We start from the raw sequence: 26,265 nt of genomic DNA on the forward strand, positions 1-26,265 counted from the left end.
GGCCGCCTCACGATCATCAATCCATTTTTGAGCTGCGGATATACCCTGTAAACGGTCGGGATATTGGTATATCAGACAGCCCGGTGAAATACCCAACCAGTTGGAAACCAAACCGGGTCGCGAAGCGAAGCTCCACGACCCGGTTTGGTATAATGTAATCCGATTACGCCCCCAACGCCTTCCGCGCGAATTCGACGCACTTCGCCGTTTCCTTCAAAGCGTCCGAACCAGCCGGGATCTCGTATTCCAACTCGATCGTGGCCGGGAACTTGTATTTTTTCGCGCGCATCATTTCCAGCACGGCAACAATCGGCGTATCGCCCTGGCCCCATACTACGTTGGCGCCGCCATGCTCCTTGTTTTTACGATCCTTCACGTGCATACTCACAATGTGATCATGCTTCGCTTCGATCAATGGGAAAGGATCGAATCCGGCCGCCACATAGTGCCCCATATCGAAATTCATCGCATTATATTTTGACTGGCTCAATGCAGTGTCCCACCAGGTTGGCGTTTGCTGCGTGTGGCCATGGTAGCCGCAATACACTTTGTTTTTAGCCGCAATGTCGCCCAGGCGCTTTGTTTGTGCCGGGTCGTTAGGCAGCTCCACGTTGGCTTGATTGGCACCCAGCGCCTTGGCAGCACGAAATGCGTAGTCAACCTCGGCGTCCGTATTTTTTTCGCCTAACGCGTTCGGTTTGAAACCGTAAATGCTCACGCCGGCATCATTATACATTTTGCGAAGCTGCACAAACTTGTCCATCGAAACCTTCGCGCGCCATTCGGCCATTTTGGTTGCATATTCTTTCTGAATCGCCTTTTGCTCATCGGTCATTTCAGGGCGTTTTCCATCCGGACCGGGAGCCAGGTTAGGGCGCGGCGGCGCTTCCGGCGCTCCAGCGAAAGACTCTCCGGTAGGTCCCATCAGCTCGATTGCGCTGATATTGGTTTCAATACAGTATTTCAAAATATCCTCCGCACCGCCAGGCAGGCTTCGCCACGAATAGGTGATAGCTCCTACCTGCACGCCGTTGAAAAGCGAATTGGGTTTGCCCAGCTTTTTAATGTAAGCCGGCGCGCCGAAAATAGGGGTACGCGCCATCACGAAACCCGCCGCCGCAAGGGCCGACGTGCCCAGAAAACGGCGTCTTGAAGTGTCCAGGTCTTCCATAAAGTCAGGTTGGTTATTTGAATTTGGGTTAGTAGTACCGTCCGACATACTTATTCTCGACGATCAGCCTCTTCATTTTCGCAGGGTCGATCGGCCCTTGCTGCGAATAGACGATCTTGCCGCCCGGTTCCACAAGTATGGTATATGGTAAAGCGCCCTGCCACTTCGGATCTACCGCTTCAATGAGCTTGTATTTATCCTCAATACTGAAAATATAGTTTTTATTGGAAGCAAATTTGCCTTGCAGGAATTTCAACGCCTTGTCCTTCTTATCGGGATTGTCTGCACTGATCGAGATGAATTCAAAGTCCCGGCGGCGGTACATGTGGTGCATCACCATGAAATCCGGGAATTCGGTCACGCACGGCCCGCACCAGGTCGCCCACACATTAATGAGCCGCAGCTTGTCGGATTTGTTCTGGATCAGCTCTTTTAACCCGGCCTCATCAATCGTTTCCAGCGTCACCGGCTCTTTGGCCCAGGCAGCTTGTTCTTTTTTGACATTATCCTCTTTCGCGGCCCATTTCATCGAACAACCGAATGTCTTAGTTGTTGCAACCGGCACTGGCTTTCCAGCCAGCAGCGCTTCAATGGCATTTTTCGCATCCAGGTTCTTCGGAGTGCCGGTCGGCTTTTCCACATCATCGATCCGGCCATTGTATTGCAATTTTCTAGCTTTATCAAATATAAAAATATGGGGAGTCGCCACCGGTCCGTAAGCTAGTGCGACCTTCTGATCGTCACCATCGTAAAGATATGGGAAATTGTAGGCCATATCCCTGGCCCTGCTCTTCATCTCATCATAAGTATCGCTCATGTCAGTGTACCCTAATTCATCCAGCAGGATTGCTTTGGGATCATTGGAAGAAATAGCTACGACAGCTACCTTTTGGGCTTTGTAATCTGAGGTCAGTTTTTTTATACGATCTTCATAGGCCTGCGCCGTGGGACAATGGTTACAGGTAAAAACGATGGCAAGAATATCTGCATTAGCGAAACTCTTCAACGAATACCGTTTACCATCGACGCCTGGCAAATTAAAATCAGGCGCCTGCGCCCCGATTTTCAGCGTTTCAGGCTGCTCGGCCGCATGCGACACGAATGCATTGACACACAACGCAATAACAAACATCATTTTATTAAACGCGCGCATAGTTATGGTTTTTGGTTGAGTCATGAATTTAAACCAAAAGCGGGTGCATTGCAATAAAATACTGGTTTTGTACTACTGAAATCAGGCTCACTAAAAAGGAAGCAACCCTCTAAATAACTGATACTTACCAGGTGTTCAATCCAGTGGCAAGCTTTTTTCCGCCCTGCAAAAACCTCCTGACATAGGGCTGTCATCATAACCGCTTAGTTTTGTTTCAGTTTACACCGAGATCCAGTAACACATGGCAACACCAACATCACTCAGAGGATTCGCTACCGTTAATTTTTATGCAGCCGACCTGGATGCAGCTAAGAAATGGTACACCGACGTATTTGAAATACCACCTTATTTTGAAAAGCCAGGCTACATCGAGTTCCGTGTAGGCGACTATGAGCACGAAATGGGTATTATCGACGCCAAATGGGCGCCTCCCGGAGCTGCGGGAGCACCTGCTGGAGCGATCATTTACTGGCATGTTGATGACGTGGAAGGAGCTTACAAAAGATTACTGGATCTGGGTGCTAGAAGTTATCAGCCGGTCATTACCCGGGGAGAAGGGTTTGTGACCGCTTCGGTGGTGGATCCTTTCGGAAATATTCTGGGCGTGATGTACAACAAACATTATCTGTCGATCATCCATGGAAACTAAAAATGGCATCGAAGCCATTGCCGCACCCACCAATAAGGAATGGCGCGCCTGGCTGGCGAAAAACGGCGCAAAAAAAGACTTCGTTTTCCTGATCATCTACCACAAAGACAGCTCCACGCCCAGCATTGGATACAAAGAATCGATCGAGCATGCTCTATGTTATGGATGGATCGACAGCAAGGCGATCAAGCGCGACGAGGAGAGTTTTTACCTCACATTCACCAAACGGAATCCAAAAAGTAAATGGAGCACCGTAAACAAGGAACGCGCCACACGCATGACCGCGGCCGGCCTTATGCGACCCGAAGGTCAGGCGATGATTGACCTTGCGAAGGAAACCGGCGCCTGGGACGCGCTCGAAGCTGCCGGAAACGCCGTTATCCCCAACGATTTGCAGAAAGCCTTCGACGAAAATCCGGCCGCACTTGAAAACTTTGACAAGTTCGCCCCTTCGTCCAAACGGCTGATCCTGGAATGGATTTTGAATGCTAAAAGGCTGGAAACGCGTGAAAAACGCATCACTCAGTCGGTGGAAATGGCCGCACGTAATGAACGCGCCAATCACCCGCGCTGACCAAAAACATCGAAGCTTACCCCGTCGAGCCCGATTCGCCGAGCTACCGTTTCATGGGTTTTAAGCCGCTGTTTGAAAAAATGGGCTTCGATTACCGTCACAAGGCGGGTTCACGCCGGTATGTGATGGTCTCGAAGCTTTAAAACTTAGGCCATTTGCGGAAACTTTTCCAGCGGCTAATACCTTTGCAAACAGAATGCCTGCATTCTTCCGACCAAACAACCCATTACCGACCATGTCAGCCCCAGAACTCACCGGCCTGCAAAAACGCGCTTCGAAATATATCAACAAAGCTATTTCTTATCAGTTACGGCCTGGCGAGGTTATTGAAGGGTATTTTTCAGGGTTTGACCCCAACTCCATTGACCGCGCTGTGATTCAGATGTCAAATGCAGCAGATAAGGCTACGCTGCCTTTGATGACGGTTTTAAATTATTTTGAGGGGGTTGAAGAGGATGAAATGGATTCGTGATTTGCGAATTGCGAATTGCGAATTTCCCTACCGCTTGAAAATCGGGCTTGGTGAACGTCATTTTACTTCCATACATTGCGGTAACAAGACCCAACTTTTCCAATCTCAATCATGCAAACCGCACTCGCTATGCCCGTTATTGCATCCTCGCCAGCACAGGTTCCGGCAGCTACCGCTGACCAGATTGCAGATTATTTCCTCGCATTCGCGAATGCAACAGGAAGTTTGCTCACCAACATGAAGCTGCAAAAGCTTGTTTTCTACACGCAAGCCTGGCATATCGCAGTTTTTAACGAGTCCATTTTTGAAGAGGACTTTCAGGCTTGGATTCACGGGCCTGTTCTGCCATCGCTATATGAACGGTACAAGTCATTTCAATGGCATCCGATATTGAGAGATGATCTTGAAGAAGTTTCCTTACGGCTGTTAGAGAGTCAGTTATCTCCGAGTGTCAGAGAGATTTTGGCTGATGTGATTGAAGAGTACTTTCATAAAGATGCATACACGCTTGAAATGAGTACGCAGCAGGAGGCACCATGGCTGATCGCTCGCCGCCAGCTACCATTAGACGAACCTTGCACAAATGTTATTGACAAGAAAACTATACACAACTATTACTCCCAATTTGTGAAATCGGATGGCCAAGAATTTCAATCCTCCTAAGACTAATAAATATACCAAGCATATCAACGCGCCTTCGAAACGAGAAAGCATTCACAACGACCTTGTTAAATTTTCATTCAAATACCTGGCTATCGAGCACAAGGTCTTCAACTTTCAAAACAAAGAGAGCGCCTACTTTATTAGCTTCATTCATCGGCTAAAACACCTTTGTTGTCTGAAATGCAGTGAATTGAAATACCCGACCGTAAAAGCATTACGAAATCATTTCATTCGGTGGGAAGACACTTCACAAAAGTGCTTTGGCTTACCTGATGAAGAGCAATTAGTGGAACAACCATTTCAATTTAGTATCTCGGCAAATGCGCATGGACGGGTAATTGGTTTTTTTATTGGTGTTACGTTGTATGTGGTTTGGTTGGATGTCGAGCATCGAACTTACGCCTAAACTGCATGTCCGAATCAAGCTGATTCAGACTCGACCTCATCATTTCTTCCCCAACGGCACCTGCGCCGTCGTCCGCAAATACGCAATCAGCTCCGCAACCTCTTTTTCCGAAAGATTATCCAGCAAACCCGTCGGCATCATCGATGACGGCGTTACTTCCCGGGTCTGAATGTCCGATTTGTTGAGGTTCACAGCATCCTGCCCTACAATGCGTAATGTAAGTTGGCGGTCGGTTTCTTTGGCGACATTGCCTACGTACGTCCGCCCGTCGCGGGTGGTGATGACGACCATTTTGTAGTCATCCTGGATTTCGCCGCTGGGATCTAGGATGTTGCCAAGCAGGTAATCGAGGTTAGCACGATTCGAGCCGGTGAGCTCAGGGCCGATGATGCCGCCTTCACCGTAGAGTTTGTGGCAGGGCGCACAGGTGCGCTGAAATACGAGACGCCCCTGCGTTTTGCTGGCGTCAGCTACGGCTTTGTCGCTGAGCAGGTTGCGATATTTTTTATAGGCCTTTTCATCAAATGCCACGTGATCTATCGGGCCCCATACCTCGACAAAACCACTGCCGACCACGCGCCTGAGCTGGCGGGCGACATAAGTGGGAACCTCCTTTTTGGGTATCACATTCCTGGAAATGGCCTGGGTAAGGAGCCAGCCAGATTTCGGGCGGGAGGCAAGGGTTTGCACGGCCTCGGATTTTTCCTGTGCACTGAATTTCGGATACGCGTCGATGAGCTGCTTCGCCAACGGCTCGCTGTCATAGCCAGCCACGGCGCGAATCGCGTCCAGGCGTAATGCATTGTCGTTTAGCAACGCGGGGAGCTCGGCGGCGAGCTCGGGGCGCTGGCGTGCAGCGAGAGATTGTAATGCATTTTTACGTTCGGCCAATGATGCCGATCTGTTTTTCAATGTCATCAAAGCCGTTCTCGCAGATTCGGTATCGCCGAAATGCCTGCCCAGGTCGGCGGCAAGCTGGGCGGTCGATTTGTCTGCTTGTTTGAGTTTGGCGTAAACGGCATTCCAGTTTTCGGGCGTTTTGATGTCGGTCCGTCCTTCCAGGCCGTCGCGCATGCCGGTGAGAAGGTCGGTGCGGTTCGCATTGGATTTGCTAACTGTCGCAAGCAATGAATGGATTTGATCCGCGTCTACCAGGCGTCTTGCAATGAATTGTGTTACCATCGGGATTTTACTTTCTGCGGCCAGTTCCTGTGCTTTGGGAGCATTATCTTTTACCAACGGCTCCAATCCAAACCAGATCACTTTGGGAAGATTATGATCCTGAGCGTCCCCTGCATGCGTGAGCAGACCTTCGGCGATTTTCCATTTCGCAGTTGCATCCACTCGTTGCAAGGCCGAAGCCAGGTACAACCGCACAACAGGCGATGGATCGCTGACAGCCATTTTTGCAAACTGGATGACCACGTCCTGCGCAGGCTTCGCATCCTCACAAAGAAACTGGATCGCCCAGGCACGCACATGGGCGTCGGCGTCAGACAGCGCCTGCTTCAACGCAACAACGTTCAGATTATCAGTCACTTTTAATGCCCACATCGCGCGGAGGCGATTATCGGCATTGTCTTTGGATTGGTACAATGCGTTCAATTTCCCAACCGCTTCGGCGGAAATTTTATCGTTGGCAGCCCTGCCTTGCAGGATTACCCGCGCGCGGCGGGCGTGCCATTCGCTTTTGCTGGTCTGCAATGCGGCGAGGTCAGTGTCGGAGAGTTTGTTCAAATCATCGTAACGTCCATTCCAGTTTTCAGCGAGAGATTTTTTAGGCATTACCCTGAAAATCCGGCCGGTTTCCGAGTTAAGCACGTCGGAGCCGCAAATGTCTGCGTCGTGCCAGTCAAGGATGTACATTCCTCCCTCGGGCCCTATTTCCATGCTGAAACCGACCCATTGGGCATTGTTGGCCATCAGAAAATCGTCGCTATGCGTACCGGAGAAGCCAGAGCCTTTGGGGATCAATTGGTCGGAGAGAATGCCGTGTTCGTGGATGTTGGCCATGAAAATTTTCCCACGCTCAGAGGCAGGAAACGCGTCAGAGAGGTAGATACGCGCGCCGCCATGCGCCGAGCGGTGACTGTGGTCAGCGATGGTTTTGATATCGTTATAGACATATGGATTGAAGTGTTGCCCGCCCTGCCGATGGTAAATCCCCCCCGGTACGACGTGCCACAAATGCGGGATCACACAGGCCGTGATAAAAAGCTGGCCTTTGGCATCATAATCAATGCCCCAGGGGTTGCTGAACCCGTGCGCGACGACCTCGAACTTCCGCTTCGTAGGATGATAGCGCCACACCCCGCCATTGATCTCGACGCCGTCTTCCACCGCTATATTTTCGGGAAATGCGTCATGATGCCCGTATATTTTGCCCTTTCCAACCGGTTTACCCACTTTGGAGGGCGTTGCAAAACCCTGCAAGCCATATAACCAGCCGTCGGGGCCCCAATGGAAGCTGTTGAGCGTTTCGTGACGGTCACGGATGCCCCAGCCGGTGAGCCGTACTTCAATATCGTCCATGTCGGCTTTGTCATCGCCGTCTTTATCAGGTACAAAAAGGAGATTTGGTGGCGCACCCACATATACTCCACCGAACCCCACGGCCAACGCGGCAGGGAATGCGATACCTTCCATAAACACCTTCTTACTATCGGCGACCCCGTCGTGATTGGTGTCTTCCAGGATGAGAATACGGCTTGCGCCGTTGTTGGAAAAACCCTTACCACGCGATTCGTAGTCTTTGTTCTCGGCAATCCACATCCGGCCGCGGTCGTCCCAGCAGAATGCCATCGGCTGGGTCATCATCGGTTCGGAAGCGAACGCATTGACCTGGTAACCATCCTTAATGGTCATTGCGGCTACCGCTTCCTGCGCATTCAGAAACTTGGCTTCCCTTCCCTCTTTTTGGGCTAATGCCCAAAGCGCCGTGGTATTGTACTGGCCAGTGTTGCCAATGAATTCACCGAATGTTTTATTCAGTTCCACATCCTTAAAATCACCAGTATAAACCACCAGTTCATGTCTGATGATGTCTGTTTCGCCTTTCTTAATATGCCAATCGCCCTTTCGCGCACGCGCCGGACCTGCGCCCAACTGCCCGTCTACTCGCCAGATCTGCGGATAGCCTTTATTGGACGGGTGATCAAGAATAGCAATATGCGCCAGATCGTTGCGCCCTTCGACCTGCATACCAATGTCCACCCACATAGCAGCCTGCCCTTCGGCTTTTTCATTCTTCTGCCGCGCCGCATTTACGACCTCCCCTTTAATGCCTTGCTTCCATGGCATACGCACAAACAGCCCACCGTAGTCGTATTTGCCGATGGTTACCTCGGTCTGGGCTTCGCCGTTCCATTCCAGGTCGAGCAGATATTTGCCATCCTTCACCCGCATCGACCAATTTTGGGTTTCGGTCAATACTGCGGCGCCGGTGGAGTCAAGCAGGTCATAGACGGTCTGCCATTTTACCTCGGCCCCCTTCGCTTCGAGCACCGTGGCAGATTTTTTTTTCCAATAGCCGTCACCCGGATGGTGAAAATAATCGCGGCCATTCACCCGAGTGTAGCCCCAGTAAATGCCCGTTTGGTGTTTATGATGTCCGGGACTGTATTCGGTGAGGATACCCTTTCCGTCGGGCGCGACAATCGGGTGCAAGTATGGTCGAAAATCCGGCTTTGCATTTTGCGTCAATATCGGTTTGCTTTCGCTACCCCTGAAAATGCTGATGGTTTCGCCGTTTGCATCCTGGACGGCCCGCAAGGGCGTGTCAGCAACATTAGGTGCCGGATATTTGGACTCAGGCCGTTTAAAATCATGTTCAAATCCAAACAATACAAAAACAAACAGCAGCGGTAGCAACCTGAGCAAGTTCATGGGCAGAAGTCCTGGGTTTTAGGATTAAACACGGATGTATTATGACCATCCCGATATGCAGTGATAAGCAAAAAGTGGCCTGGAATTACTCAAAATTTCATGTTCCTCCCTGTTTACTTCATTTTGAATAAAAGAAAATTCCTAACTTTAGGGTACGACAACTCCCATCAACAGCCGCGCCATGACATCCCTGAAACTCTTTTTCCTCTTCATTATGATCACCATGATGCAGCATCACGGGATCATTTACCGCACTGGCTCCAAGCGTGCCTCTCGCCAGCCACGAGAGGTAATGCAAGAGCGCATTAAACCAAAACCAGCGAATATGCTCGGTACCTGGCGGATTTCAGGGGTCAGTACGACCAATCAGGGAGTCGTACAACCGGACGGCCAGCCAGTCAGGCAATATGAGCCGGGCGATAAGCACAATATGCTCATCTCCTTCTTTCCTGACAGTACCTTCACAAGAGTGGGAACGGCCGGTGAATACACGACCGGGAAATGGGACTTCGATACGGCAGCCCACACCATTTTCCTCACCTCAAACCGCAACACCGAAGAGATCGGCGTGTTCTTTTCTTATGCCGACAATGGATTGCGGCTGATCAACTTCGAGTTTTCGCCGAATGAAAGCGTTTCATTGATCGAGTACGGCCACAAATTGCTACGCTTTCAGGAAGATCCTTACTTTGGAAAAAACAACTGGTGGCGTGTCAAACCCGTGAAATCTGAAAATGAAGCGCAAATCCGCGCCAGGCTGCTCAACTATCTGGCGCATACCGCATCCATCCTCAGCAGCGCGCAGGTCAGGGAACAGGATTACATTTCAATGGAATTCTCGCAAGGTATTGTGAAGCTTTACAATGTGGGGGTCGGAGCGGTAAAAAAAGATAAAATTCCAGCCACCTGGCTGAGCTCTTTTTACTCGATTGAAGAAGCGCACAAGGCTTACGATATGTTCGAAGATTACCTGTTTACGGCAAAACACAAGAAATACCAGAGCGGCAACTGGGTACGCGACGACCATCATATTCTGGTGGATATTCACAACGGTATGAAAAGAAAATAACAGCGGCGCTTAGACGCCGCTGTCGCGAAGCCTGAGCTTCGCACCATCTTACAAGATATAAAACGTCTCGGGTTGGAATGCCTGCGGCACGTGCTTGTCTTTCATCATCTGCTTCAAATCGCGCTCGATATTCCTGGAAATCGACAGCACAGGCGTATCGGTAGGCTTGTTTTCGAACGGGTCCTGCAAATGGATCGCCATTTTTTCGATCAGAAAGAAACATGCGGTAATCACCACAAGTACTGGCACCATCAGGAAGCCAAACAGCTGAACAAGCCCGAACGGCAGCAGCAGGATGAAGAAGTGTAATGCCAGATGAATGTAAAGGCTGTAAGTCGAAGGAAATACGGTATTCTTGATCCGCTCGGACTTACCCATATGGTCACACAGACGCGTGAGCGTCTGGTCGAGCTCCACCTGCTGGTATGGATTCACCCAGCCCTGTTTTAATGCATTGTTCAGGTCACGTGCATGAAGTTGAACCAGGCCAACATGCTTGTTATCGAAATCTTTGAGGTATTCCAGTTCTTCCTCCGAGACGAACTTGCTGATCATCGGCATGGGATCATCCCGGCGCAAGCCTTTGCCCAACGCATAACACCAGGCGATCTGGCGTTTGATCATCCGCTTTTTAAAGCCGTCGATGCGGTCTGGGTCAAGCGGATCCTCCATTAATGACAGGACCTGTCGGGCGAATGTCCGGGAATCGTTTACGATAGCGCCCCATACAATCCTGGCCTCCCACCAGCGGTCGTAAGCCTGGTTGGAACGGAATGCCAGCAGCAGCGAGATGATCGTACCCAGTACACTATGTACGGTCATCGGAATTGAAATATTGGTAATATGGAAATTCTGATAAATCACCTCGATAGCGATACCGTAGATTGTTACGAACAGGATTTCATATTTGATTTTGCCGAAAATATAACGGATAGGGATATTCTTTTTGAGAAGCATAGTTCACTGATGTTTTACCTTTTTCACAAATCTCATAGTCAAAACCAAATGCCTTACCGGTAACTGTCGGCAAACGAAGAAACGCGGACCATATCGGCGTTGATCATCGTGTAGCCGGTCTTTTTCAGCACCGGCAAAGCTTCCAGGCTGCTTCTTGTCAGCTTGGGAATGCCATATTGTTCAGAATAAGCGATAAAATCGGTTTCGTAGTATTCCAAAAAATTTTTCAGGAGTGCCAGCTTATTGCCATAAAAGAAGTCGATCTTAATGCTGATTAGCTCTGGGTATGTATCTTTCAGCATTTTGCACTCCTGCCAGAACTCTTCCGGAACGAGCTCATACTCCTTTTCCCGATAAGTCGAAAAGAGCAAATCCTGGATATCGTCGGCCACGTGGAAAAGGTGGGTAAAAATCACGCGCACCTCATCGCGGATGTCCCTCACAATGGCTTCGGCGATCTGAATGCCCTCATTTGTAAAGTCCGTAGGTATCACCACTGTTCTCATATAAATGCCGTCTTTTAAGTTAACAATGCGTTGATAATCAATTAACAATGCAATGTTACAGCCAAGACATTAGCCCTGTTTAAGAGCTGCATTATAATGTAGTGAGAGACTTATTAGAATGAAATAAGAATATTAAAATGAGTTAAGAGCGCTCAGAATACTTGAACGGAAGATAGGTGGTGAAGCGTGTTCCCTGGCCAACACGGCTTTGTACATCGGCTTTGCCCTGATGCATGCGTATGATATTGTGTGTCAGCGGCAAACCGATGCCATAACCTTTATAGGGGGCCGTATTAGAAGCCCTGAAGAATGGGACGAAGATCTGCCCTATTTCCCGGTCGGGAATGCCAATACCCTGGTCAGTAATTTCAACGATGACATATTTACTGTCGGCACTGATCTTGACAGTCACAGGCTTGTTGTCTGAATACTTGCAGCTATTGAGAACGATATTGGAAAAAGCCGCTTTCAGTAAGGCAAGGTTTCCATTCACAGTCAGCTTGCATTCATCATCGGGCAGATTATCAAAATCAATGGCCACCCGATTATTGGGAATGATACGGTCGGTAGCCTCCTTCACGGACAGGATCAGCTCGTCGATCCGGACTTCCTCCCATTGTTCTTTCTTCCCGTCGAACCCGGTCTGGGCCAGACTAAGCATACTATTGGTGAGGTGTTCGAGCTTTTCGACTTCCTTATAAATATTCATAAACGACTCCCGGGCATTGTCCGGCAGACCGGGCATCGACATTCCCAGCTCAGCTTCTCCGCTCACAACCGTCAGCGGCGTACGGAATTCGTGTGAAGCGTTGCTTACGAAGTTATTCTGCATTTCAAAAGTAACCTCCAACCTGTCGAGCATATCGTTGAAAGTTCTCGAAAGCGCCTCCACATCGTCGTCCGTAGGGTCTACCACCAGCCGCTGGTGAAGGTTATGGGCGTTAATACCTTTTACATTACGGATAATGCGGCGGATCGGCTTGAAAATCTCGTTCGAAAAAAGCTTCCCGAATGTGAACACAAATATCATCGCAATGACAAAACCGATCGTCAGCAGGTTTTTCAGGTTATTCATTTCCTGCATCCCATAGGTATCGAGCGCCGAGGAGACCACCATTATTTTCTTGTCGCCCCGGGCTATGCGAAGCACGACGTAGGAAGTATCGTGATTGAAAAATCGGGCCGGAATGTCGATTTGTGCTGCTTCATAGAATGACGAAGGCAAAGCAATCCTTTTTCGGGTCGCTTCGTCGGGCGGGTCCGGCAGAATGCGGTGCTTTTCGTACGGCAAACTTCCCAGATGCCGCTCCTTGATATCGTAATAAATGGAAGTGAGCGACTTGTTCTCCTGCAACGCCGCATGCCCTACAATATCGGAACGCACTTCGAGTCGGTGGAAAAAACTCGTTGCAATGCTCTCAGAGGCAAAAAAATAGACAAACACGCTCAATGCCAGGATAATACCCGCCGATAATGCCGTAAAAATCAGGGCGATCTTATTTTGTATCTTCATACGACTGACGGATCACATATCCCATCCCAAATACAGTGTGTATCAGCTTGATATCATGGCTTTTATCGATTTTCTTACGCAGGTAATTGATGTATACATCCACCACGTTCGTCCCCAGATTGAAATTGATATCCCACACATTTTCAAGAATTTCCATTCTGTTCAGGACACGGTTGGTATTTGAAAGAAGATATTCCAACAGGCGGAATTCGGTAGCTGTCAGCTCGATCGGCTGGCCACCGCGTTTAACGGTCTTCGTTACCTTGTCAAGGAAGAGGTCGCCCAGCGTCAGTACTTTATCGTTTTTCTCCTTTTCCGGCTCTTTGCCGCGGCGGATCAGCGTCCGGAGCCGTGCTTCCAGCTCAGCCAATTTGAAAGGCTTGGTCATATAATCGTCTGCACCGGCATCCAGACCCGACACAATGTTTTCGGTCGTGCCCAGCGCAGTCAGCATCAGGATCGGTGTGGTTACCTGCGCCTGGCGCGCACGGCGACACACTTCCATGCCGTTGATGATCGGGATCATCAGGTCAAGGATAATGACGTCAAACTGATGTTGCAAAGCCATTTGCAAGCCCGATTGACCATCCATGGCAATCGTGATTTCGTGGCCGTTGGCTGTCAGGCTACGCTGGATCAGGGATATCACGTTAGGCTCATCTTCAATGAGCAAAAGCTTCATGGGTAGCTTGGAAAACGGCATTGCAATTAAGGTTTTAACCCGTAATTTATAAAAAAAGCGTGTGGCAATACATTTTTCCAACATTTCCGTGTGCCCGGTCATTTCAATCAGTGGCGATTCCTGCTAAATTGGCAATGTTTTCACATGCAACGTTCCCGGACCTTGACTTTACTTCTACTACACATCGCTGACGGACTAAAAACCTGCGTTCAACGCCTCGTTTTGTCCGTACTATTATTCCCTCTGGCGGCTTGCAGCCTGTACGCTGCCGACTTCAAAGTGATACTCACAGGCAACACCGCCGACTTCAAAGACCCTGCCGGCATTTTTCCGGTTATCGAACATTACCTCGCTACCAAACCGGGCCCGGTGCTCTGGGTCCTCAATGGCGACGCCTTCCCCGAACAAATGACCGTCGGGCAGGTCACCGACTGGAAAATGAGGGCTAACGCATTACTGGATCGCAATCCGGAGCTGCATATCCTCCTCAACCAGGGCGACCGCGAGTGGATGAGCTCGGACAAAGAAGGATGGCAAAGGGTGCTGGCATTGGAAAAGGCCCTGGATGGCATAAAACACCAGCGTTTTCAGGTCTTTTTGGGCCACGGCTGTCCCGGCCCGTGGACGGTTTCTTTCCCGATGCTCGAAGTTGTTGTGATCAACTCTCAATGGTGGAACCACCCCTACGACAAACCGAGACCCTCATCGGACGCCTGCACCATCGCCGACACCGATAATTTCGTCGAAGAATTGGAAGGTATTCTTGACGAAACAAATGATAAAAACGTGCTGGTGGTCTCCCATTTTCCGATTGAATCGCTGGGAAATTATGGCGGGCGGTTTTCGGTAGCTTCCTATTTTTCGCCTCCGCTGGTCGGCAGTGCGTTGGTAGGCTTCCGGCAGAATATCGGCACCAGCCGCGATATTTCGAATACAAATCTGGGCTTGTACCGTTACAAATTAAACGGTGTTTTACAGGATTATGGCTCGGTGATCCTTGCCTCGGGGCATGAGCGCAACCAGTCGATCATCCGCAAAGACAACAATTTTTATATCAACAGCGGCGGAATTGCCGGCGGCTCTTTTGCCGCTCACAGCAAAAAAGCTTCATTATCCTCATCATTAGATGGTTTTGTTGAAATAACCTATTCTGCCAATGGCAATGTAAGCTATCAGCATTGGTTGGTGAATGGAAGTCAGGTTTCAAAAACGGAAGCAGGGCAGCTTTTCACGTCAGCTTGCGAAAATGCTGGTAAAGGCATTCCAAATACCCTCTTTCAGCCCTGCAATCCGGTGATCAAACCATCCGACAGCATGGACACGCCACACCGCGAGCCAGTTACTGTCGCGGCCGGCAGCGAATATGCAAGCAAGCGTTTCAAAGAAAAATGGTTTGGAAAACATTACCGCGACTCGTGGACAATGCCTGTCAAGGTCCCCTATCTGGATTTGGACACCACTTTCGGTGGGTTGGTCATCGCCGGAAAGGGTGGCGGCCGGCAAACGACCTCGCTCAAACTCGTAGCAGGCAATGGAAAAGAATACGTTTTCCGCTCAGTGGACAAAGACCCGTTCCGCGCGCTCGCATACGAGTTGCGCGGGACGGTCGTTTCTCAGGTGCTCAAAGACCAAACCTCAACCCAGCAACCCTATGGCGCGATGGCTGTTGCACCATTGCTTGACAAAATAGGTATCCTGCACGCCACCCCCGAGTTGTTTGTACTGCCCAAAGACAACAAGCTCGGCGCATTCAAAGAACAGTACGGTAATCTTTTCGGCATGCTCGAAGAACGTCCGACCGACAAAATCGAAAAGACCAAAATATTCGCAGGGGCCAAAGACATCGAGAAGAGCTTCAAACTATTCAATAAACTCTACCACGACCACGATAACCGTATTGATAAACTTGAATTCGCCCGGGCGAGAATGTTCGACCTTTGGATCGGCGATTGGAGCAAGCATGAAGACAATTGGAAATGGGCAGGCTACAAAACCGCGGACGGCGAGCTGTACCGTCCCATCCCCCGCGATCGTGACCACGCGTTCTCGCGCTGGGACGGCATTATTCCCTGGTTAGCCGATCGTGAATGGGGCATGCCGAACGGTGAAAATTTTGCCGAACGTATTCACGGCCTTCGCAGCCTTATGTGGCAGGCGCGCCACCTCGATCGCTTTGTGGGGAGTGAGCTCAGCAAAGCAGATTGGCAGAATGCCGCCAAAGAAATCCAGGACGCCATTACAGAAAAGGACATTGCAGCCGCCGTACACAACATGCCTGCTGAAATCTATGAAAAGGACGGTCGCGAAATCGAGCGAAAATTAAAAGCCCGCATTGGCGACCTGCAAAAATATGCCGCCGAATATTATGCATTGCTGGCAAAAGAAGTGGATGTGGTAGGATCCAATAAAGCTGAATACTTCAAAGTAGAGCGCAAATTGAATGGACAGGTGAGCGTCACTGTCTATGATGTTTCCAAACAAAACCAGCAGGCCGATTCTTCTAAAACCTACTACCGACGCACTTTCGATCCAACTGAAACCCGGGAAATCAGATTGAATGGTCTGGGAGGCAACGATGTTTTCGATATTCAGGGCAAATCAGAGCGATCGATCCTCGTCCGCATTATAAGCGGAGCCGGTAATGATTATATTTCCGACCAATCGGACGTTCATAATGGCGGTAAACACACCCTTGTTTACGAAAAAGACCAAAATCCGCATCACGAGCTTGGGACAGAGGGACACGAGATAAAACCAGTGGACGAGCGCTACTACGATTACGATCGCAATGCATTCAAATACAATACCTATTTGCCGGTTGCGTTGCTGACTTACAACCCCTTCGTTGGTTTTGCTGTCCATGCCGGCGTTACCTTCACCCGCCAACATTTCGGCAAGCCCGATTTTGCAGCGAAACACTCGCTCAACGCGTCGGCAAGTGTGAAAGGGAATTATGAATTCAGTTACAGTAACCAGTTCCGGCAGCTTTTGGGCAAATGGGACGGTATTTCCCAGGTTGCGCTTTCGCGACCACTCAATTACAACTTCTTTTTCGGAGTAGGTAACGATACGCCCAAAGACAACGACCTGCCTTCTAACTACTACCGTACCCAATACAACTCGTTGGCAGTGTCTGCCGGGCTGCTTCGCCAGTTCTGGAAACAGAGCAAAATCGAAGTGACGGCCAGCTATGAGCTCGACGAAGGCATTCAAAGGAAAAGCAGCTATCTGGCTGATCATCCCGACATCTTTGGTGTCGAGCAGTTGCACCTGCTGTTCGCGAAAGGCATTCTCAACCTCGATTTCCGTGATCGTGCCGCATTGCCCGAGCGCGGTTTCCGGGTTCAATTGAGCCAACAGGCCGGCCATGTTTCGCAATCCCGTAACGATCTGGCCTCCATTTCAGAGTTGGAAGTCGAGCAATACCTATCGACCTACAGCAAAAACCCGCTCACGCTCGGTCTGCGGCTCGGAGGTGGCATTGCAAAAGGCCAGTTGCCTTTTTATAAACTGTTCTCGCTCGGCCAGCTTAACGACCTGCGCGGTTTCAAGCGGAACCGCTTCACCGGAGAGTCAAAAGGCTTTTTGAACACGGAGCTGCGATGGCAGCTCACCGAAACCCGCAATACGTTCGTCCCCCTTAAAATGGGCGTGCGGGCATTTTATGATGTGGGAAGAGTTTGGGCCAAAAACGACCCGGACAATGCCAATTACTGGCATCAGGGATATGGCGGCGGGTTTTACATAACGCCTTTTCGGGAGCAATTCGCGTTCAATATAAGCGCAGGAACCTCCAAAGAAGAGTCCCTTCTGCTCATGATCTCTATCGGCAGCTTTTTTAGGTAGTTATGGCCCTAAGTTGGGGCGAACCCTCCGGCTCGCTCGAGGCAATATAGGCCTCCGGCAGAAATCCGGGTACAAAAAAAGGGAGAAAATTTTCTCCCTTTTTAAACCATCAATCAATCTTAACCGAACCTATGCGGTTCAATCACTTACTTCGTAGTTACACTTTTCAATTGGAGGCCTACAATAGCGGCTTTCTGGGCTGCGCTGTGGTTATTGGTGTCAGGCGTGTTTTTCACTTTTTGCGGTGCCGGGCTGTCCAAAACTGGCGCCGAAGCAGGCAATGTGTTGTTAACAACAGCTACTTTGGTTTTCTCTTCAACTGTATATGTAGAATTGTTGTTGGCATAAGCTGCGCTAGTTAATGCTATCAAAGCAACGGCTAGCATATTTTTTGCATTTTTCATTGGTAATAGTGTTTTGTGTTTTGCTTGTGTTCTTAATCGTATTTCGAGTACAAATATAATACAATATTCTGAAAACAAACGTTCAGCGCACTAACCAACAAAATAGTACAATACGTCTCAACTATAAAAATCAGCTTTCCTGGGCTGATTACAATATAACTATTCAAAGATTTAAAATCTTGAATTAGCCAAATTTCCGTTTTTGGCGCCTGATAAGATTTCGTTGCGGCAAGCGCTTATGTTACCTTATTGTTAAGTGATATTAAACACTTGTATTTTATTCTAAACCAGACACTCAAAACCAAATTATCTTTGGAGTGGATTCTACCAATACCCTGTTTCACCGAAGAATTGCCTTACAGAAGCTAAAAAGCGCGAAATTTTTTCGAAAAATTTTTTAATTTTTTTTACCCTGATTGATTATTCGGTCAAAATCACGCCTCGGAACGCTGGCAGAGCGTCTGACAAGGTCGGAAATCGAGCAGTTCCGGGCGGGAAGTCTGGACAAAAATAACCATCTTTGCACCCCTCAAAAGGAACAACAACAGACACACCGGTCGCGCAGAGAGCGACCGCGGGAAAGGAACCTATGAAAGTTTGCATTGCTGAGAAACCGAGCGTAGCCAAAGATATTGCAGCAGTGATTGGCGCCAGCCAGCGCCGCGATGGCTATTATGAGGGTAACGGCTACCAGGTAACCTGGACTTTCGGCCATTTCTGCACGTTAAAGGAACCACACGACTACACCGAGCGCTGGAAATCATGGCGGCTCGAAGACTTGCCCATGATCCCTTCCAGCTTTGGGATCAAGCTTATAAATAACGAAGGTGCAATGCGCCAGTTCGGCGTGATCGAGGCGCTGGTGCGCAACTGCGAAGAGGTGATCAACTGCGGGGACGCGGGCCAGGAAGGCGAGCTGATCCAGCGTTGGGTGCTGCTCAAAGCCAAATGCGCCGTGCCTGTTAAGCGGCTGTGGATTTCGTCGCTTACCGAACAGGCCATCCGGGAAGGATTCGACAAACTCCGAGAAGGCAGCCAGTACGACAACCTGTATGCGGCCGGAAGCGCACGGGCCATCGGCGACTGGCTGCTGGGCATGAATGCAACCCGTCTGTTCACCAAAAAATTTGGCGGCGGTAAAGCCGTACTGTCAATCGGCAGGGTACAAACCCCTACCCTGGCATTGATCGTCCAGCGGCAAAAGGAAATCGACGCGTTTGTTTCGGAAGAATACTGGGAGCTGAAAACGATTTACCGGGAAACCGAGTTTACGGCAACAATCGATCGCATCAAGAATGTAGAGAAAGCCAACAAAGGCCTTGCCTACCTGCAACAGCGCGATTTTGAAATAACTGCTTTTGAAAAAAAGGAAGGGAAAGAGGGTAACCCAAGGCTTTTCGACCTTACCTCCCTGCAGGTAGAGGCCAACAAAAAGTATGGCTATTCGGCAGAAGACACTTTGAAGCACATTCAAAACCTCTACGAAAAGAAATTTGTAACTTATCCCCGGGTTGACACTACCTATCTTTCAGAGGATTTACACCCGAAAGTGGAAGGCATCCTGCGCGAGCTGACCTATTACAGCCAGTTTACCGCCCCACTTCTTGCTAACCTTCCGATACCGAAATCTAAAAACGTTTTCGACGACAAAAAGGTAACCGACCACCACGCCATTATCCCGACGGGCGTGCTTCCTGTGCATATCAGCCAGGACGAAAAGCGCATTTACGATTTGATCGCCAGACGATTTATCGCGGTTTTCTACCCCGAATGCAAAGTCTCCAATACGACCGTTCTCGGGATGGTAGGCAAAGTGGAATTTAAGGCAACGGGCAAGCAAATTCTCGAATTGGGATGGCGGGAACTGTATGTGAACGACAATGCGGCAAAAAAGGAGGTTGAAGAAGAGAAGGTAATGCCGATTTTTGAAGTAGGAGAACGGGGCCCGCACGAGCCCCGCGTGCACCAGGGCAAGACCTCGCCACCGAAAGCCTACACCGAAGCGACGCTGCTTCGCGCCATGGAAACGGCCGGCAAGCAGGTTGAAGACGAGGAAATGCGCGAGCTGATGAAGGACAATGGCATAGGCCGCCCTTCGACCCGGGCCAATATCATCGAGACGCTCTTCAAGCGTAAATACATTGAAAAAAAGAAAAAGAATGTCTTTGCCACACAAACCGGCATAGATCTGATTGACACGATCCAAAACGAATTGCTGAAAAGCGCCGAACTTACCGGTCACTGGGAGCGCAAACTTCGCCTGATCGAAAAGGGCGAATACGCTATGGAGACCTTCAAGCAAGAGTTAATTGAAATGGTGGTCAAACTTACGCACGAGGTCAAGAATGAACGCGCGCGGTCTATTACCATTATCGAGGAAGCCCCCGTTATCGAGCAGGAAGAAAAACCTAAAAAGGAGCGTAAACCAAGAGAGGCTAAAGAGGAAGTCTCCATCGAAGCCCTCAACTGCCCCAAATGCAAGGAATATCTCTTAAAGAAGGGCAAAACAGCCTATGGATGCAGTAATTTCCAGGCCTGCGGCTTTAAAATACCTTTCGAGTTCCTGGGCAAAAAACTGACCGACAAACATGTCTTCGACCTACTCAGCAAAGGCAAAACTGCCAAAATCAAAGGCCTTCAAATTCCCGGCAGCACCGAGCTGATAGATGCCCGGCTGGTCATGAACGGCGACTTTAATTTTGAAGTCGGCTAAGTGCTACATCGGGCTGTTGGTCGTTTCCACATAAGGAAGGTGAAAAGTAATCCCCGAAATCTGGCATAGTGCCAGAAACTCGGACAAGGTCGGCATTATCCCGCGATTCAGAATTCTATCAGATGATTTTCGGGAAATGCCCGCGTCTTCCAGCGCCTCTGTCAGATTGATCCCCTTCACTTTCACAATCTCCTTAATGTCGGCGACCAATTCTTTGGCCCGCGCTTCAAATACTGTCGTTTCCATTTGCTGATGATGTTTGGTTTTCAAGCCGGAAAGAACAAAACCGTGCCAAGGTGAAGCCCGTGGCCTGACATTTGCTTTGGCAAAAATGAGTATGAGTACACCTGGTTTTCCTTGAATGAAAACCGCGATTGCACGGTTTCCAACAAAATGACCTTTAAATACAAATCATATGAATAACTATCATCAATATGCCGGCACATTCAGCATCGGCGGAAAAATAGAAATTAACCGCCTGGGTTATGGCGGCATGCAGCTCACAGGCCAGGGCGTTTGGGGCGACGCGCCCGATCGCGAGAATGCCATAAAAGTGCTTCGTGCCGCGGTAGGTGCCGGTGTGAATTTCATCGACACGGCCGACTCTTACGGCCCGCACACCAACGAGACGCTGATCGCCGACGCGCTTTCTCCTTACCCGAAAGATCTTCTTATTGCCACAAAAGGCGGTTTTGACCGCAACGGACCTAATCAATGGCGTGTCAATGGCCACCCCGAGCATATCCGTCAGGCTATCGAAGGGAGCCTGCGTAGGTTAAAAAAGGAGGTCATCGACTTGTGGCAGCTTCACCGGATCGATCCGCAGTTTCCCGTCGAGGAAACGCTCGGACCTGTTGCAGATGCCGTGAAAGCGGGTAAGATCCGCTATGTAGGCTTGTCGGAAGTGGATGTGGAACAGATCGAACGGGCGGAGAAGACAGTACCTATCGTCTCAGTCCAAAACCTTTATAATTTGGGTAACCGGCGTTGGGAAGAAGTGCTGGATTATACTGCCGGGCATGGTATGGCTTTCATTCCATGGTACCCGCTGGCGTCCGGACCCGAAAAATTAAAGAATAAAATCTCGGGTATTGCAGAGAAACATCAGGCAACCACAGCCCAGATTGCATTGGCATGGCTGCTCAAACGATCCCCAAATATCCTGCTCATCCCCGGTACCAGTTCACTCAAACATTTGGAAGAAAATTTGCAAGCGGGAAACATTCAATTATCTGACGAAGATTTCGAAGTATTGTCCTGATCTGTTTTCATCATGAACGACTATCAAAACAAAGTAGTGATCGTAACCGGTGCCGGAAATGGCATCGGTAGCGTTGTAGCCTCGCATTATGCCCGCAGGGGCGCCATCGTTGCATTGTGGGACCGTGACCCGAAAGGTTTGCAGGCCGTTCAGGAAACATTGGAAAACGAAGGCTTCAAAACCATTTCCCGGGTTATCGACCTGACCAATCCGAACGAGATCGTAACCGGAATTGAGGAAGAAAAAGTATCGCTGGGCAGAATTGATGTGCTGATTAACAACGCAGGTTTGGGCCGCACAAAATCACCTTATGAGCTGTCTGTCGACGATTGGGACTATGTGCTGAACACCAATTTGCGGGGCACATTCCTGTGCTCGCGCGAATCGGCCCGCGTCATGCGCACGCAAGGCAAGGGCGCCATCGTGAACATCGCATCTACGCGCGCGCTGATGTCCGAGCCTGATACGGAAGCTTATGCGGCTTCAAAGGGCGGGATACTGGCTTTGACACACGCATTGGCCATCTCACTGGGTCCTGACCACATTACCGTGAATGCCATCAGCCCGGGGTGGATCGAAACGGGCGACTACAACCACTTGAAAGCTTCCGACCATGCCCAGCACCCGGCGGGCCGCGTCGGTAAGCCAGAAGATATCGCACGTGCTTGCCTTTATTTGACCGATCCGGAAAATGATTTTATCACGGGCGCCAATCTGATCATCGACGGCGGTATGACGCGCAAAATGATCTACGAAGAATAGCGGCTACTTTTCGATCTTTTTCAGCTCGCTGTCCAGAAAGCTTTTAGGCAGCCATTTCGTGCCGATCATGACGCCTTCTATGGTTTTGGTATTGCCAATGTTTTCAAGCGGATTGGCGGCAAGCAGCACCAGGTCGGATACATTACCGGCCTTGATTGAGCCTGAATCTTTCTTATTCAAATAATCCGCCACATTAACAGTGCCCGTTTTCAATGCCTCGTAAGGCGTCAATCCGGCGTCTACGAGGTATTTCAGTTCGTGGTGGGTAGCAAACCCCGGCACATTCAGCACTTGCGGCGCGTCACAGCCGAGCATCAGCGGCACACCGCCTTTCTGACAAGCCAAAATCAGCTTACGGCGGATATTGACAAATGCCTCTGCCCGTTCCTTGTTGAATTTGGGATTATTGACATAACTACTCTTCGCATTGAGCCAGTTCTTCTTCTCATCGGCGGTCATATACTTCCATTCCGGGTCGTTTTCGTAGGCTGACGCCGGAAGTGGTGAGAGCCAGCGCTCGGCAATGGCCTGCGTGGGTACTACACGGATGTTTTTATCCTTCAAACCTTTGATAAGCGCGGGAATACGGGTAGTGTCCGCCGCAAAAGCGATCCAGGTACCGAAAAGGCCCGTTTCCTGCTCGGCCAGCGTGTCGGTACCGGGCACGATGGCCTCTACAAATCCGTCGAGGTGGTCGATGGAGGAATAGCCTGCGTCGATCGCCGCCCAAACGCCCACGGCAAACGAAACGTGCCCCACCATACCGATGCCCAGCTCTTTGGATGTTCTGGCAATGCCGGGGAATGTCTCTTTTGTAAGCCCGGGGAGCAATTTCAGATAATCGTAGCCTGCCGCTTTTTCTTCCCTCACCATTTCAATGCCCCGCGCGGCCGTCTTGACGGACTGCCCGCTGAAAGCCGGACCTGTGGTGTAGAAATTTGGTCCCAACACCTCCCCGCTCCGTACTTTTTCGCGAAGTTCGAGGTGTTTGGCATTGCCAAGCATTCCGCGAATGGTCGTAATGCCGTTGGCCAGATAAAGGGTTAGGACATCTTTCATCGGCCCGAAATCGTCGATTGCAGGCACATGGGCGTGCATTTCCGACCAGCCGGGCACCAGGTACTTGCCTGTCCCATCCACAATCAAGGCATTGCCCGCCGGTTTTGCATCTTTCCCTAGTGAAACAATCTTTCCATTCCTGACCACCACCGTCTGATCCTTTAAAACCGTCTCTCGGTCCATCGGAACCACATTCACCGATTTGAAGACAATATCACGATCGACATTGCTGACAGGTCCCTGCGCGAACCCGGCCTGGGCACCCATTAATCCGAAGATGAAAATCAGTCTGCGTATCATGGTTGTGAAGTGTTTTGAAATAGTCAGGAATGGATATGAGCATCAGCTCACTACTGAAACATTCTGCGCGTTTTTCTGCGCTTTCAGGCACAGTTCGGTCGCCAGAAAGCAATGCTCCTGCGACATGGCCGTCTCGGTACGGTTCAACACGTCGTCTACAAGCTGACGACCGTAAGGCAATTCCACCTTACTGCAATCAACATAGGTCGTTTCTTTATTATTAACGACAAAAAGGTGATTGCCTCCTTCACGGCCTCCTATGTCGATGTTCTTGCGAATCTCGATAAAGCCTTCCGTACCAAGCACGGTAAGACGTCCGTCGCCCCAGGTTTTCAGGCCGTCGGGCGTAAACCAGTCGACGCGGATGTAGCCCGATCCGCCGTTGCCGCGCAGCATCGCGTCACCGAAGTCCTCGAATTTGGGATACTGCGGATGGTTTACATTGCCAACCTGCGAGGCTACGACTTGTGCTTTGGTAGAATTCGTGAAGAATAAATATTGGTCAAACTGGTGCGAAGCAATGTCGCATATGATACCGCCGAAGCGCTTTTTATCAAAAAACCATTCGGGGCGCGTGTTCGCATTCATCCGGTGAGGCCCCAGCCCGATCGTTTGCACCACTTTACCGATAATACCCTCTTTTACGAGCTCGCCAGCCTTCACTGTCGCGCGGTTTTCGAGGCGTTCGCTGTACATGATCGAATAAATGCGCTTGGTTTCTTTCTGCACTTTACGCACTTCTGCGAGCTGTTCGAGTGTGGTAAGGCCCGGTTTGTCTACCATATAATCCTTGCCTGCCTTCATCACACGCACGCCCAGTGGCCCACGCTCGTCGGGTATGCCGGAGCTGAGCACGAGTTGTATGGACTTATCTTCGAGGATTTCGGCCTCCGACTTGGCTTGTTTGGCATTCGGATAGCGCTTGGCGAATGCCGCCGAGAGGTCTTCTTCTTTGGCAAAAAATGAAACCAGCTCGCCACCGCCCCGCGTTACTGCTTCCACTTGTCCGTAAATATGCCCGTGGTTCATTCCGATGACTGCGAACTTAATGCGCGGGGCCGCGTTCGGCATTGCGGGTACAAATGGTTGGCCGGCCACGACGGTCTTAATGGAGCCGTAAGCATTGGGGGTCAGTTGCGGAAACATCGCCAGGCCGGCGGCAGAATAAAGCGAATTACGCAGGAAGTCACGACGGTTGTCCTGTTGGTCTCTCATTGCTCGATTGGGAATGTAGTGAATACTTAGTAAAGCAGATTTTCGGCGGATATAATGTGCCGGTAATATGGACAGTATTCTACACCTCTTTCCCTGACAACCCCGCTACCGGAATTGTCTATTTATTTCCTACCGAAATCCCAAAAGTAATACGGGAGTCGTTGCGTTTACGGCCAACTTCCACCACACTTTCATAGGAGTTTTCAAAGCTCGTCCGAAGCGTTACCCATTTGTTGAGCGGCAACTCAGCCGAAAGGATCGTGTTCCACCGCAGGTTAGACAAATCATTTAATGCCGGCTGGATGAAGGTGAGGTGGTTGAACCGGAATTTGTCCGATAAAAAAGAATGTTTTCCCTTGATCCGGAAGGAATTCCGGATGGTGGCTACCGTAGCCTTTTCAAAAAAGTTGGTCGATTCATAGAGCAACGCGTCGGTGAGGCTCAGATCGTGTGACTTGGTTTTAATTACCCGGTATCCAACCCCCGCTCCGGCCATTTGCCGCAGGTCGATACGGCGTAGGTTACTGGTTTCCAACGCCGCCAGGCCGAAAACATAGGTTTTGCGCTTTTTGAAAACATCCACAAAAAGATCCACATAAGTATCCCTTTCGGCTAGAACGCCATTTTGTTTCCCATAAGTAAAGCGCGGATTGGTCGCTATATTGATCACCGGTCCGCTGAAAATCAGTTCGGCGCGCAAAACCATCAGACTGCGGTTGACATTCCCCTTGGCAAAGTTACCATCGCCGATAAACCGGTAGCGGACCGTATCGATCAAAACGCGAGGAGGCATGATGGCCGTGTCGGGTTGCGCAGCGGTGACCGAATCGGCCGGAAGCACCTTCAAAGTATCGGTTTTGACATCCTGCGGCCATGCAGGCACCGATATCAGCAGAATTAAAAAAGCGGCAAACGTAAAGAAACGGAAGCAAGTAAGATTTTTCATTAACGCAAATTTTGCAAAATAATGGTGCCAAACGTACGGGCAGTTGGTTAATTTGCCTT

Annotated in this window: 22 protein-coding genes; 10 read left to right on the top strand and 12 right to left on the bottom strand. The window is 50.0% G+C overall.

Annotation, left to right across the window (positions count from 1 at the left end; genetic code table 11):
• Nucleotides 1–163: 163 nt before the first annotated feature.
• Together AAHB90_RS13585 and AAHB90_RS13590 are read right to left on the bottom strand one after the other, a co-directional pair.
• On the bottom strand, nucleotides 164–1,171 hold the full coding sequence (locus AAHB90_RS13585) for a sugar phosphate isomerase/epimerase family protein (RefSeq protein ID WP_342085737.1): 1,008 nt from the start codon (nucleotides 1,169–1,171) through the stop codon (nucleotides 164–166).
• A 28-nt stretch (nucleotides 1,172–1,199) separates the two neighbouring features.
• Complete coding sequence (locus AAHB90_RS13590) at nucleotides 1,200–2,324, bottom strand: redoxin domain-containing protein (RefSeq protein ID WP_342085738.1); 1,125 nt, start codon at nucleotides 2,322–2,324, stop codon at nucleotides 1,200–1,202.
• Between the two features lie 241 nt (nucleotides 2,325–2,565).
• Between AAHB90_RS13590 and AAHB90_RS13595 the strand changes: the two genes are divergently transcribed.
• From AAHB90_RS13595 to AAHB90_RS13615, 5 genes are all read left to right on the top strand, one after another.
• Nucleotides 2,566–2,973, top strand: coding sequence for a VOC family protein (locus AAHB90_RS13595; RefSeq protein ID WP_342085739.1), 408 nt, complete (start codon nucleotides 2,566–2,568; stop codon nucleotides 2,971–2,973).
• Entirely contained in the window at nucleotides 2,963–3,547 is a 585-nt protein-coding gene (locus tag AAHB90_RS13600) for a YdeI/OmpD-associated family protein (protein WP_342085741.1), read from the top strand. The genes AAHB90_RS13595 and AAHB90_RS13600 overlap by 11 nt, the downstream gene beginning before the upstream one ends.
• Nucleotides 3,548–3,743: 196 nt before the next feature.
• On the top strand, nucleotides 3,744–4,019 hold the full coding sequence (locus tag AAHB90_RS13605) for a hypothetical protein (RefSeq protein ID WP_342085742.1): 276 nt from the start codon (nucleotides 3,744–3,746) through the stop codon (nucleotides 4,017–4,019).
• Nucleotides 4,020–4,130: 111 nt separating this feature from the next.
• Nucleotides 4,131–4,682: a Panacea domain-containing protein gene (locus tag AAHB90_RS13610; protein ID WP_342085743.1), complete on the top strand. Its 552-nt coding sequence runs from the start codon at nucleotides 4,131–4,133 to the stop codon at nucleotides 4,680–4,682.
• Nucleotides 4,657–5,088, top strand: a complete 432-nt coding sequence (locus AAHB90_RS13615) for a hypothetical protein (protein WP_342085745.1) — start codon at nucleotides 4,657–4,659, stop codon at nucleotides 5,086–5,088. The genes AAHB90_RS13610 and AAHB90_RS13615 overlap by 26 nt, the downstream gene beginning before the upstream one ends.
• A 39-nt stretch (nucleotides 5,089–5,127) precedes the next feature.
• Here the strand turns inward: AAHB90_RS13615 and AAHB90_RS13620 are convergent, their stop codons facing one another.
• Complete coding sequence (locus tag AAHB90_RS13620) at nucleotides 5,128–8,973, bottom strand: PVC-type heme-binding CxxCH protein (protein ID WP_342085746.1); 3,846 nt, start codon at nucleotides 8,971–8,973, stop codon at nucleotides 5,128–5,130.
• A 181-nt stretch (nucleotides 8,974–9,154) separates the two neighbouring features.
• Here AAHB90_RS13620 and AAHB90_RS13625 point away from each other — a divergent pair, with 181 nt between their 5' ends.
• Nucleotides 9,155–10,042 carry a hypothetical protein gene (locus AAHB90_RS13625; RefSeq protein WP_342085747.1) on the top strand — a complete coding sequence of 296 codons (888 nt, stop codon included), beginning with the start codon at nucleotides 9,155–9,157 and terminating at the stop codon, nucleotides 10,040–10,042.
• A 48-nt stretch (nucleotides 10,043–10,090) separates the two neighbouring features.
• Here the strand turns inward: AAHB90_RS13625 and AAHB90_RS13630 are convergent, their stop codons facing one another.
• The 4 genes from AAHB90_RS13630 to AAHB90_RS13645 form a co-directional block, all read right to left on the bottom strand.
• Nucleotides 10,091–10,999: a bestrophin family protein gene (locus AAHB90_RS13630; protein ID WP_342085749.1), complete on the bottom strand. Its 909-nt coding sequence runs from the start codon at nucleotides 10,997–10,999 to the stop codon at nucleotides 10,091–10,093.
• Between the two features lie 53 nt (nucleotides 11,000–11,052).
• Complete coding sequence (locus AAHB90_RS13635; RefSeq protein ID WP_342085750.1) at nucleotides 11,053–11,505, bottom strand: hypothetical protein; 453 nt, start codon at nucleotides 11,503–11,505, stop codon at nucleotides 11,053–11,055.
• A gap of 142 nt (nucleotides 11,506–11,647) precedes the next feature.
• A complete protein-coding gene (locus tag AAHB90_RS13640) occupies nucleotides 11,648–13,018 on the bottom strand; it encodes a HAMP domain-containing sensor histidine kinase (protein ID WP_342085751.1) in 1,371 nt (456 codons plus the stop codon).
• The gene (locus AAHB90_RS13645) at nucleotides 13,002–13,700 is read right to left on the bottom strand and encodes a response regulator transcription factor (protein WP_342085941.1); all 699 of its coding nucleotides are present in this window, start codon (nucleotides 13,698–13,700) and stop codon (nucleotides 13,002–13,004) included. Before AAHB90_RS13645 ends, AAHB90_RS13640 begins: the two co-directional genes overlap by 17 nt.
• Before the next feature lie 222 nt (nucleotides 13,701–13,922).
• Between AAHB90_RS13645 and AAHB90_RS13650 the strand changes: the two genes are divergently transcribed.
• Complete coding sequence (locus tag AAHB90_RS13650; RefSeq protein WP_342085753.1) at nucleotides 13,923–17,546, top strand: BamA/TamA family outer membrane protein; 3,624 nt, start codon at nucleotides 13,923–13,925, stop codon at nucleotides 17,544–17,546.
• A gap of 146 nt (nucleotides 17,547–17,692) precedes the next feature.
• Here the strand turns inward: AAHB90_RS13650 and AAHB90_RS13655 are convergent, their stop codons facing one another.
• Nucleotides 17,693–17,950: a hypothetical protein gene (locus AAHB90_RS13655; RefSeq protein ID WP_342085755.1), complete on the bottom strand. Its 258-nt coding sequence runs from the start codon at nucleotides 17,948–17,950 to the stop codon at nucleotides 17,693–17,695.
• A 589-nt stretch (nucleotides 17,951–18,539) separates the two neighbouring features.
• Here AAHB90_RS13655 and AAHB90_RS13660 point away from each other — a divergent pair.
• Entirely contained in the window at nucleotides 18,540–20,663 is a 2,124-nt protein-coding gene (locus tag AAHB90_RS13660) for a type IA DNA topoisomerase (protein ID WP_342085756.1), read from the top strand.
• 3 nt (nucleotides 20,664–20,666) lie between these two features.
• On the opposite strand, the gene AAHB90_RS13665 is transcribed toward AAHB90_RS13660, so the two are convergent.
• On the bottom strand, nucleotides 20,667–20,909 hold the full coding sequence (locus AAHB90_RS13665; RefSeq protein ID WP_342085757.1) for a transcriptional regulator: 243 nt from the start codon (nucleotides 20,907–20,909) through the stop codon (nucleotides 20,667–20,669).
• 169 nt (nucleotides 20,910–21,078) lie between these two features.
• Here AAHB90_RS13665 and AAHB90_RS13670 point away from each other — a divergent pair, with 169 nt between their 5' ends.
• Complete coding sequence (locus tag AAHB90_RS13670) at nucleotides 21,079–21,924, top strand: aldo/keto reductase (RefSeq protein WP_342085758.1); 846 nt, start codon at nucleotides 21,079–21,081, stop codon at nucleotides 21,922–21,924.
• A 12-nt stretch (nucleotides 21,925–21,936) separates the two neighbouring features.
• Nucleotides 21,937–22,686: an SDR family NAD(P)-dependent oxidoreductase gene (locus tag AAHB90_RS13675; protein ID WP_342085759.1), complete on the top strand. Its 750-nt coding sequence runs from the start codon at nucleotides 21,937–21,939 to the stop codon at nucleotides 22,684–22,686.
• Nucleotides 22,687–22,689: 3 nt separating this feature from the next.
• Here AAHB90_RS13675 and AAHB90_RS13680 read toward each other — a convergent pair whose 3' ends face one another.
• The 3 genes from AAHB90_RS13680 to AAHB90_RS13690 form a co-directional block, all read right to left on the bottom strand.
• Nucleotides 22,690–24,045: an amidohydrolase family protein gene (locus AAHB90_RS13680; RefSeq protein WP_342085761.1), complete on the bottom strand. Its 1,356-nt coding sequence runs from the start codon at nucleotides 24,043–24,045 to the stop codon at nucleotides 22,690–22,692.
• A gap of 42 nt (nucleotides 24,046–24,087) precedes the next feature.
• Nucleotides 24,088–25,260, bottom strand: a complete 1,173-nt coding sequence (locus AAHB90_RS13685; protein WP_342085762.1) for a Gfo/Idh/MocA family protein — start codon at nucleotides 25,258–25,260, stop codon at nucleotides 24,088–24,090.
• Between the two features lie 118 nt (nucleotides 25,261–25,378).
• Complete coding sequence (locus AAHB90_RS13690; protein ID WP_342085763.1) at nucleotides 25,379–26,206, bottom strand: DUF481 domain-containing protein; 828 nt, start codon at nucleotides 26,204–26,206, stop codon at nucleotides 25,379–25,381.
• Nucleotides 26,207–26,265: the final 59 nt, after the last annotated feature.

The sequence above is a fragment of the Dyadobacter sp. OTU695 genome (genome assembly GCF_038440355.1).
In the GTDB taxonomy this organism is placed as follows: domain Bacteria; phylum Bacteroidota; class Bacteroidia; order Cytophagales; family Spirosomataceae; genus Dyadobacter.

Bases quoted from the DNA above. Each gene is read 5' to 3' on its own strand.
- AAHB90_RS13645 (WP_342085941.1), bottom strand. From the start codon at position 13,700: ATGAAGCTTTTGCTCATTGAAGATGAGCCTAACGTGATATCCCTGATC.
- AAHB90_RS13620 (WP_342085746.1), bottom strand. From the start codon at position 8,973: ATGAACTTGCTCAGGTTGCTACCGCTGCTGTTTGTTTTTGTATTGTTT.
- AAHB90_RS13615 (WP_342085745.1), top strand. From the start codon at position 4,657: ATGGCCAAGAATTTCAATCCTCCTAAGACTAATAAATATACCAAGCAT.
- AAHB90_RS13680 (WP_342085761.1), bottom strand. From the start codon at position 24,045: ATGATACGCAGACTGATTTTCATCTTCGGATTAATGGGTGCCCAGGCC.
- AAHB90_RS13655 (WP_342085755.1), bottom strand. From the start codon at position 17,950: ATGAAAAATGCAAAAAATATGCTAGCCGTTGCTTTGATAGCATTAACT.
- AAHB90_RS13605 (WP_342085742.1), top strand. From the start codon at position 3,744: ATGCCTGCATTCTTCCGACCAAACAACCCATTACCGACCATGTCAGCC.
- AAHB90_RS13665 (WP_342085757.1), bottom strand. From the start codon at position 20,909: ATGGAAACGACAGTATTTGAAGCGCGGGCCAAAGAATTGGTCGCCGAC.
- AAHB90_RS13670 (WP_342085758.1), top strand. From the start codon at position 21,079: ATGAATAACTATCATCAATATGCCGGCACATTCAGCATCGGCGGAAAA.
- AAHB90_RS13675 (WP_342085759.1), top strand. From the start codon at position 21,937: ATGAACGACTATCAAAACAAAGTAGTGATCGTAACCGGTGCCGGAAAT.
- AAHB90_RS13630 (WP_342085749.1), bottom strand. From the start codon at position 10,999: ATGCTTCTCAAAAAGAATATCCCTATCCGTTATATTTTCGGCAAAATC.
- AAHB90_RS13590 (WP_342085738.1), bottom strand. From the start codon at position 2,324: ATGCGCGCGTTTAATAAAATGATGTTTGTTATTGCGTTGTGTGTCAAT.
- AAHB90_RS13585 (WP_342085737.1), bottom strand. From the start codon at position 1,171: ATGGAAGACCTGGACACTTCAAGACGCCGTTTTCTGGGCACGTCGGCC.
- AAHB90_RS13595 (WP_342085739.1), top strand. From the start codon at position 2,566: ATGGCAACACCAACATCACTCAGAGGATTCGCTACCGTTAATTTTTAT.
- AAHB90_RS13635 (WP_342085750.1), bottom strand. From the start codon at position 11,505: ATGAGAACAGTGGTGATACCTACGGACTTTACAAATGAGGGCATTCAG.
- AAHB90_RS13640 (WP_342085751.1), bottom strand. From the start codon at position 13,018: ATGAAGATACAAAATAAGATCGCCCTGATTTTTACGGCATTATCGGCG.
- AAHB90_RS13625 (WP_342085747.1), top strand. From the start codon at position 9,155: ATGACATCCCTGAAACTCTTTTTCCTCTTCATTATGATCACCATGATG.
- AAHB90_RS13690 (WP_342085763.1), bottom strand. From the start codon at position 26,206: ATGAAAAATCTTACTTGCTTCCGTTTCTTTACGTTTGCCGCTTTTTTA.
- AAHB90_RS13610 (WP_342085743.1), top strand. From the start codon at position 4,131: ATGCAAACCGCACTCGCTATGCCCGTTATTGCATCCTCGCCAGCACAG.
- AAHB90_RS13600 (WP_342085741.1), top strand. From the start codon at position 2,963: ATGGAAACTAAAAATGGCATCGAAGCCATTGCCGCACCCACCAATAAG.
- AAHB90_RS13660 (WP_342085756.1), top strand. From the start codon at position 18,540: ATGAAAGTTTGCATTGCTGAGAAACCGAGCGTAGCCAAAGATATTGCA.
- AAHB90_RS13685 (WP_342085762.1), bottom strand. From the start codon at position 25,260: ATGAGAGACCAACAGGACAACCGTCGTGACTTCCTGCGTAATTCGCTT.